Origin of the sequence: Pseudomonas sp. NPDC089530, from assembly GCF_050280705.1 — a bacterium.
In the GTDB taxonomy this organism is placed as follows: Bacteria; Pseudomonadota; Gammaproteobacteria; order Pseudomonadales; family Pseudomonadaceae; genus Aquipseudomonas.
In genome coordinates this window covers 1-7,647 of the sequence record NZ_JBNNVU010000152.1, presented here as the reverse complement: position 1 = coordinate 7,647, position 7,647 = coordinate 1, and the positions used below count along the sequence as shown (strand labels likewise).

The window sequence follows — 7,647 nt, the reverse complement described above, 5'->3', positions numbered from 1 at the left end:
GCCGAACGGCACCCGGAGATTCCCTTGTGGCAGCAGTCCCGAGGGATGGACGAGGGGCAACGCCAGGGCTTTCTCGCCTCGACCCGTAACTTCCCGAACCGTCTGGGTGACGGCGCGAACGTCTACCTGGCCTCGGCCGAGCTGGCGTCCGTTGCGTCCATCCTGGGTCGCCTGCCGACCGTCGAGGAGTACATGGAATACGCCGGCAAGATCGACAGCATGGCAGCGGACGTGTACCGCTACCTGAGCTTCGACCAGATCGCCGAGTTCCGTGAGGCTGCTGCGAACGCCAAGATTCCGGTGGTTCAAGCCTAAGGCTGCAAGGCACTGAAGAACGCCGCGTATTCCACGACGATACGCGGCGTTTTTTTATTCCGGCGTTTTTATCCCTGGCCATTGCGGCGCCGGGCACCGGCTCGTCTCACCTACCAGATCTGGTAGTTGTTGCCCCACTGCTCCGCTGCTAAAAAGCATGCCACTGCCAACGGCGCCCGACGCTCGTCCGAACGCCCGCGGCCGCCTGCTCGTCACGGCTTTGGGATGGTGCTTGCCAACCCGCGCCGACCGTTCCAAGCACTCACACGACTCTGAAGACATCCCGCACCCACCAGCTGGATCCCGCTGGTCGCGGACGCTTTTGTTCTATCGCACACAACCCATGCAGGCCGGCAACGGCCAGAACACTCAAGGATGAGTTATGCACCTGACCACCATCGGTATCGCCGGGGGATGCCCTCCCCTTTATCGCCCCGGGCAACGCCCTGCAAGAGCGCGGCCACGCCGTGGCAGATTGCCGCATCCCGGGCCGGGCCCTGAGCAGCCGTGCAGCCTGGACACCCCCGAACCATCGGCACCGCGCCCGGATCGCCTGTTGAAGAGCGCTGTGCCAGAGCGCTTGCGGGGTTGTCTATGAGACCTTTGCACATTGACAGCGCAGTGCCGTGGGCTAGATTCCCTGCCGTGCAAGGAATCAAGGCAAGCGCCATGGAGAAGCAACAGGATTTCGTGCACTGGTGGAATGACCTGCGCATGGAAATGCTCAAGCAACAGGAAAGCGCACAGGTATTTGCGCTGCTGGAACAGGAAGTCCGGCATTTGGGATTTGGTTTTTACGCTTACGCAGTCAGGCATTCGATACCCTTCACCCGCCCGAAGACCGAGATCTACGGCTCTTATCCGCAACCCTGGATGGAGCACTACCACCAACAGAACTACGCCGCGATCGACCCGTCGATTCTCAACGGCCTGCGTTCCACGGAAATGGTGGTCTGGAGTGACGCCCTGTTCGGCAAAGGCTCGCGGTTGTGGGGCGAGGCCCGGGAATGGGGCTTGCGGGTGGGCGCTACATTGCCCATCCGCACGCCCGACGGCGGGCTGAGCCTGTTGTCGGTGGCCCGGGAGAGCACCGCGATCAGCATCACCGAGCGGGAGGAGATCCGCCTGCGCCTGCGCTGCATCATCGACCTGGTGACCTCGCGGCTGGCGGAGCTCGGCCACCCCAGCACCCAGGCCGAACAACTGGAGCTGAGCCCGCGCGAGCGGGAGATCCTGCAGTGGACGGCCGACGGCAAGAGTTCCGGGGAGATCGGCCTGATCCTGGGCATCTCGGTGAACACCGTGAACTTCCACCTCAAGGTCATCCAGAAGAAATTCGGCGCGACCAACAAGACCCTGGCCGCCGCCTACGCCGCCGTGCTGGGGCTGATCTGACGCCACACCCGACGATAAGGATATCGCCCCATGATCAGTGTGATTTCACGGCACGAAAGCCAGCTTTCGCCGGCGCTGCGTGACGACCTCGGCCGCTATCGCCACGCGGTCTTCATTGAACAGTTGGGTTGGCAGATGCCCGCCGCGATCAGCCGGCCCGGGCACGAAGCCGATCAGTTCGACCACAGCGAAACCCGCTACACCCTGGCGCTGGACAGCGCGCAGCAGATCCACGGCTGCGCGCGACTGCTGCCCACTACCCAGCCCTATCTGCTGTCGGAGGTGTTCGGTTTTCTCTGCGACCGGCCGCTGCCGCGCCAGGACGACACCTGGGAAATCTCGCGGTTTGCCGCCACCGCGCTGGAGGGCGGCAAGCTGCCGATGCGGGTGTTCTGGCACACCCTGCACACGGCCTGGACCCTGGGGGCGAACTCGGTGGTGGCGGTGACCACGCCGGCGCTGGAGCGCTATTTCCGGCGTAACGGCGTAGCCCTGAGCCGGCTGGGCCAACCGCAGCGGGTCAACCGCGACCATGTGCTGGCCCTGGACTTTCCGGCCTATCAGAAAAACGGCCGCGCCGCGCTTTATGCGCAGTCAGCGGCCGTGGCTTCGCTCAATCGGGCATTTCTGCATGGCAACCCGCCGCCCAGGGGTAGCGGGTTGCCGGCGGATCAGACGCTCAGGGAGTAGACCAGCGCACTGATCGCCACCAGGCCGACCAGGGTGACGAACACGTTGGAGGCCTGGCCGCGATAGCGGGCCATGGCAGGCACCTTGCGGATGGCATACATCGGCATCAGGAACAGGATGGCCGCGATGACCGGGCCGCCCATGGTTTCGATCATGCCCAGGATGCTCGGGTTGAGGGTGGCGACGATCCAGCACACCACCAGCATGAAGGCCGCGGTCATGCGGTCCAGGGCCTTGGCGCTCGGACGGCGGCCGCTCTTCACGATCAGCCCCTTGAGGCCTTCGCTGGCGCCGATGTAGTGCCCCAGGAACGACTTGGCGATGGCCACGAAGGCAATCAGCGGCGCGGCGAACTCAATGGTCGGGTTGCTGAAATGGTTGGCCAGGTACGACAGGATCGACAGGTTCTGCGCCTTGGCTTCGGCCAGTTGCGCCGGCGACAGGGTCAGCACGCAGCTGAAGACGAAGAACAGCACCATCGCCACCATCAGCAGGTGGGCGCGGGACAGGATCTGCGAGCTGCGCTGCTCGGCGTGCTGGCCGTAGCGGCGCTTCTGGTCCACGGCGAAGGCCGAGATGATCGGCGAGTGGTTGAACGAGAACACCATGACCGGGATCGCCAGCCACAGGGTGTGCAGGAAGGCCGAAGGCGCCGGCACGTCGGCGGCGGTGCTGAGGATGCCGCCGTTCCAGTGGGGCACCAGGAACAGCGCGAGGAACAGCAAGGCGACGATGAACGGGTAGACCATCAGGCTCATGGCCTTGACGATCACCTGCTCGCCGTAACGGATCACGGTCAGCAGGCCGAGGATCAGCACCAGCGACAGCACGGCGCGCGGCGGCGGCATGATGTGCAGCTGGTGCTCCATGAAGCTGCCCACGGTGTTGGTCAGGGCCACGCTGTAGATCAGCAGGATCGGGAAGATGGCGAAGAAGTACAGCAAGGTGATCAGGGCGCCGGCCTTGATCCCGAAATGCTCTTCCACCACTTCGGTGATGTCCGCGCCGTCGCGCCCGGAGAGCACGAAACGGGTCAGGCCGCGGTGGGCGAAGAAGGTCATCGGGAACGCCAGCAGCGCCAGGAACAGCAGCGGCCAGAAGCCGCCCAGGCCAGCGTTGATCGGCAGGAACAGGGTCCCGGCACCGATGGCGGTGCCGAACAGGCCCAGCATCCAGGTAGTGTCATGGCGACTCCAGCTGCTTAAGGTCGCTGGGGCTGCCGCTTCAAAGCGTTGATCAACGCTGTTGGCCTGATCATTCATCCGGTGGGATCTCCACATTCCGGTCATTTGCCACTCGGCCAGGACGCGTCGGAATACCCGACAGACAGAGTCCTCGCCGAAACAGGGGCGCGATTGTCCGGGATTACTCAGCAGAAGCAAAGACTTAGCTGAGGAGTGGCAATGCATATCAGATGCCTGCCCCCGGATTCCAGGGTCTGGGGCGACGCTCGCCACAGCTCCTACCCTACAGGCCTGCTGCCGACAAAGAGGGTCATCCCAAACCCACCCGCGCACATTGACAGCTCTCGGACCTCGCCCCCATGATCGGCGTCATGAATATCTTCCCGCGCGCCCTCACCCGCACGACCACCACGACCGCTTCCGGCGGGTTGTGGGGTTTCTGCATGGGCTGACAACAGCGCAACCGAACCCAAGGCCCCGCCAGCGATGGACGGGGCCTTTTGTTTCTCCGTCCAGCTGGCTCACAAGGAGAAACACCATGCCATCAGCCCCCGCCCAACGCCCCGCCCTGTTGATCGTCGACATGCAGGTCGGCCTGTTTCACGGACCGGAGCAACCCTTCGAGGCGCAGCGCGTGCTCGACAACATCAACCAGTTGATCCACCGCGCTCGGCAGGCCAGCGCGCCGGTGATCGCCGTCCGCCATACCGGCCCCCAGGGCTCGCCCATCGCCGCGGGCAGCGCGCCATGGCAACTGCTGGCGCAATTGCGGCTGGAGGCCGACGATCATCGGCTCGACAAAACCCGCCCCAATTGCTTTGCCGGCACCGGGTTGGCCGAACACCTGAGGGCCGCGCAGATCGATGAACTGGTGATTGTCGGCATGAAGACCCAGTACTGCATCGACGCCACCTGCCGCGCCGCCATGGACCTGGGGTTCAGCGCCGTGCTGGCGCAAGACGCCCACACCTGCATGGACACGCCCGCGCTCTCGGCCCGGGCAATCATCGAGCACCACAATGCGACGCTGAACGGCGCGTTCGTCCGCTGTCTCAGCGCGGCCGAGATTCGCTTTTGAGTCCGTCCTCATAGGGGACCGGCTGGCGGGTGATGGCGTTCTCCGGGCCGTCATCGCGGGCCAGTCGGATCGCCGCCCGCTCGCGCCTGCAAGAATCGCGATACACCCTGCCTGCTTCCGTAGGAGCCAGGCTTGCCGGCGATAGGACCCTGATGCTGCCTTGCCAAAGCGCCCCACAGCCCGCAATCTTGAGCGTTCGAGCGATTTCCCACGGCGCAGCCTCCTGGGCTGCAAGCCGGTTGCCGTCGATGTGCCGTACGCCGCCCCGTCCTCTTCAACCCTTCAGGAGACACGCATGCCCGTCACCGTTCTGGTCCTGGTCGAAACCATCAACGACTACCTGTCGATTCTCGAACACCAGGGCTTCCACCTGATCCTCGCGCCCACGCCCAGCGAGCGGGCGGCCGCCATCGAGACCCATGCCGGGCAGATCCGGGCGGTGCTCACCCGCGGCCCGCTGGGCCTGAGCGCCGAAGAAATAGCCCGCCTGCCGCACCTGGAAATCATCTGCGTGATCGGCGCCGGCTACGAGCACGTCGACCTGCAAGCGGCGAGCAACCGCGGCATCGCGGTGAGCAACGGCGCCGGGGTCAATGCCTCGGCGGTGGCCGACCATGCCATGGCCCTGCTGCTGTCCCTGGTCCGCGACATCCCCCGCGCCGATGCGGCGGTACGGCGTAGCGAATGGCCAAAAGTCATGCGTCCGTCCCTGGCCGGCAAGCGCCTGGGCATTCTCGGCCTCGGTGCCGTCGGCCTGGCCATCGCCAAGCGCTGCGCCAACGGCTTCGACATGCGCGTCAGCTACCACAACCGGCAGATCCGCAGCGACGTGCCCTACAGCTACTGCTCGACCCCGACCGAACTGGCGCGGCATTCGGACTTCCTGGTCGTCGCCACGCCCGGTGGCCTCGACACCCGCCAACTGATCGACAAGACCGTGTTGCAGGCCCTGGGGCCCGAGGGTTTCCTGGTCAACATCGCCCGCGCCAGCGTGGTCAACAGCGCCGACCTGCTGCAGGCCCTGGAGCAACGCAGCATCGCCGGCGCCGGCCTGGATGTGTTCGACGACGAGCCGCGGGTGCCGGATGCCCTCAAGACCTTGAACAATGTGGTGCTCACTCCCCACGTCGCCGGGCTGTCGCCGGAAGCGACCCAGGCCATGGTGGAGCTGGTGGGCAAGAACCTGATGGCGCACTTCAGCGGCCAGCCGCTGCTGACCCCCATTGCCCTGCCCGAAGCGAACTGAATCAGGAAGTGAACTAGAGTGAAGCCGGGCACTTTCAAACGCCTGTATCAAAAGCAATGATTGCCCGGCAACACGCTCACCTATAAAGGCCCCCGGCGATTGTGACAGTCAGGTGGGCGCATTAGATTAGCCAATAATCTCTGGCCTCCAGAATAAGCAGAAGGGATAAGCATGGCGCTGACTGACCAGTCCACTCGTACACGCTCAGGCGAAGAACTCGACGCCAACCGCATCGATCCGTACCTCAAGGCGCAGATCCCGGGCCTGACCGGCACGCCGAAGATCAGCCAGTTTCCCGGCGGCGCCTCGAACCTGACCTACCTGCTGGAATACCCGGAACAGGAATTCGTCCTGCGCCGCCCACCCTTCGGCCACAAGGCCAAGTCGGCCCACGACATGGGCCGCGAGTACCGCATTCTCAATCAGCTCAAGGACGGCTTTCCGTATTGCCCGAAAGCCTACGTGCACTGCACCGACGAATCGGTGATCGGCGCCGAGTTCTATGTGATGGAGCGGGTCAAGGGCATCATCCTTCGCTCCGACCTGCCGCCGGAGCTGGGCTTCGACGCCCCCCGGACCGAGGCCCTGTGCAAGAGCTTCATCGACAAGCTGGTCGAGCTGCACCGCGTCGACTACAAGGCCTGCGGCCTGGGCGACCTGGGCAAGCCCGAAGGCTACGTGAAGCGCCAGATCGGCGGCTGGAGCGACCGCTACGAGAAAGCCCTGACCCCCGACGCGCCGAAGTGGGAGGCGGTCAAGGCCTGGCTCAACGACAAGATGCCGGCCGACCACCCGACCTCCAGCATCGTGCACAACGACTACCGCTTCGACAACGTGATCCTCGATCCGGACAACCCGATGCAGATCATCGGCGTGCTGGACTGGGAACTGACCACCCTGGGCGATCCGCTGATGGACCTGGGCAACACCCTGGCCTACTGGATCGAAGCGGGCGACCCGGCGCCGGTGCAGCTGATGCGGCGTCAGCCGAGCCACGCCCCGGGCATGCTGACCCGCCGGCAGTTCGTCGACTACTACGCCCAGCGCGCAGGGATCGAGATCGACAACTTCGACTTCTACTACACCTACGGCCTGTTCCGCCTGGCCGGCATCGTGCAGCAGATCTATTACCGCTTCTTCCATGGCCAGACCCAGGACAAACGCTTCGCGCAGTTCATTCACATGAACAAGCTGCTGGAGCAGATGAGCCTGCAAGTCATCGATAAATCCAGCCTCTGATCGCGGCTCCACAACAAGGAAACACCATGTCCAAGACTCAGTTGTTCGACCTCGACGGCAAGATCGCTTTCGTCTCCGGCGCCAGCCGCGGCATCGGTGAAGCCATCGCCAAGCTGCTGGCCCAGCAAGGCGCCCATGTGATTGTCTCGAGCCGCAAGCTCGAAGGCTGCCAGCACGTGGCCGACGCGATCGTCGCCGCCGGCGGCAAGGCCACCGCCATCGCCTGTCACATCGGCGAGATGGAGCAGATCAGCCAGGTGTTCGCCGGCATCCGCGAACAGTTCGGGCGCCTGGACATCCTGGTCAACAACGCCGCCACCAACCCGCAGTTCTGCAACGTGCTGGACACGGACCTGGGCGCCTTCCAGAAAACCGTCGACGTGAACATCCGTGGCTACTTCTTCATGTCGGTGGAAGCCGGCAAGCTGATGCGCGACAACGGCGGCGGCAGCATCATCAACGTGGCCTCGATCAACGGCGTCTCGCCGGGGATCTTCCAG

Annotated in this window: 8 protein-coding genes; 7 read left to right on the top strand and 1 reads right to left on the bottom strand. The window is 64.5% G+C overall.

Annotated features, from left to right (window positions below):
• The 3 genes from ACQKQA_RS29125 to ACQKQA_RS29115 all read left to right on the top strand — a co-directional run.
• On the top strand, positions 1-315 hold a 315-nt coding region (locus ACQKQA_RS29125), incomplete at its 5' end, for a hypothetical protein (RefSeq protein ID WP_427564645.1).
• 669 nt (positions 316-984) lie between these two features.
• The gene (locus ACQKQA_RS29120; protein WP_427564644.1) at positions 985-1,710 is read left to right on the top strand and encodes an autoinducer binding domain-containing protein; all 726 of its coding nucleotides are present in this window, start codon (positions 985-987) and stop codon (positions 1,708-1,710) included.
• Between the two features lie 30 nt (positions 1,711-1,740).
• Positions 1,741-2,400, top strand: a complete 660-nt coding sequence (locus ACQKQA_RS29115; protein WP_427564643.1) for an acyl-homoserine-lactone synthase — start codon at positions 1,741-1,743, stop codon at positions 2,398-2,400.
• On the opposite strand, the gene ACQKQA_RS29110 is transcribed toward ACQKQA_RS29115, so the two are convergent.
• Complete coding sequence (locus ACQKQA_RS29110) at positions 2,382-3,662, bottom strand: serine/threonine transporter (protein ID WP_427564642.1); 1,281 nt, start codon at positions 3,660-3,662, stop codon at positions 2,382-2,384. The two genes, ACQKQA_RS29115 and ACQKQA_RS29110, sit on opposite strands and share 19 nt — an antisense overlap.
• 460 nt (positions 3,663-4,122) lie before the next feature.
• On the opposite strand from ACQKQA_RS29110, the gene ACQKQA_RS29105 reads away from it, so the two are divergent.
• The 4 genes from ACQKQA_RS29105 to ACQKQA_RS29090 form a co-directional block, all read left to right on the top strand.
• Positions 4,123-4,662: a cysteine hydrolase family protein gene (locus ACQKQA_RS29105; protein WP_427564641.1), complete on the top strand. Its 540-nt coding sequence runs from the start codon at positions 4,123-4,125 to the stop codon at positions 4,660-4,662.
• A 295-nt stretch (positions 4,663-4,957) separates the two neighbouring features.
• The gene (locus ACQKQA_RS29100; protein WP_427564640.1) at positions 4,958-5,908 is read left to right on the top strand and encodes a 2-hydroxyacid dehydrogenase; all 951 of its coding nucleotides are present in this window, start codon (positions 4,958-4,960) and stop codon (positions 5,906-5,908) included.
• Between the two features lie 171 nt (positions 5,909-6,079).
• Complete coding sequence (locus ACQKQA_RS29095; protein ID WP_427564639.1) at positions 6,080-7,147, top strand: phosphotransferase family protein; 1,068 nt, start codon at positions 6,080-6,082, stop codon at positions 7,145-7,147.
• Positions 7,148-7,173: 26 nt separating this feature from the next.
• A partial coding sequence (locus ACQKQA_RS29090) for an SDR family NAD(P)-dependent oxidoreductase (RefSeq protein ID WP_427564638.1) occupies positions 7,174-7,647 on the top strand: 474 nt, incomplete at its 3' end.

What these genes read in the sequence shown, in the direction of transcription:
- ACQKQA_RS29100 (WP_427564640.1), top strand. Translation starts at nt 4,958, where the DNA reads ATGCCCGTCACCGTTCTGGTCCTGGTCGAAACCATCAACGACTACCTG.
- ACQKQA_RS29105 (WP_427564641.1), top strand. Translation starts at nt 4,123, where the DNA reads ATGCCATCAGCCCCCGCCCAACGCCCCGCCCTGTTGATCGTCGACATG.
- ACQKQA_RS29110 (WP_427564642.1), bottom strand. Translation starts at nt 3,662, where the DNA reads ATGAATGATCAGGCCAACAGCGTTGATCAACGCTTTGAAGCGGCAGCC.
- ACQKQA_RS29095 (WP_427564639.1), top strand. Translation starts at nt 6,080, where the DNA reads ATGGCGCTGACTGACCAGTCCACTCGTACACGCTCAGGCGAAGAACTC.
- ACQKQA_RS29115 (WP_427564643.1), top strand. Translation starts at nt 1,741, where the DNA reads ATGATCAGTGTGATTTCACGGCACGAAAGCCAGCTTTCGCCGGCGCTG.
- ACQKQA_RS29120 (WP_427564644.1), top strand. Translation starts at nt 985, where the DNA reads ATGGAGAAGCAACAGGATTTCGTGCACTGGTGGAATGACCTGCGCATG.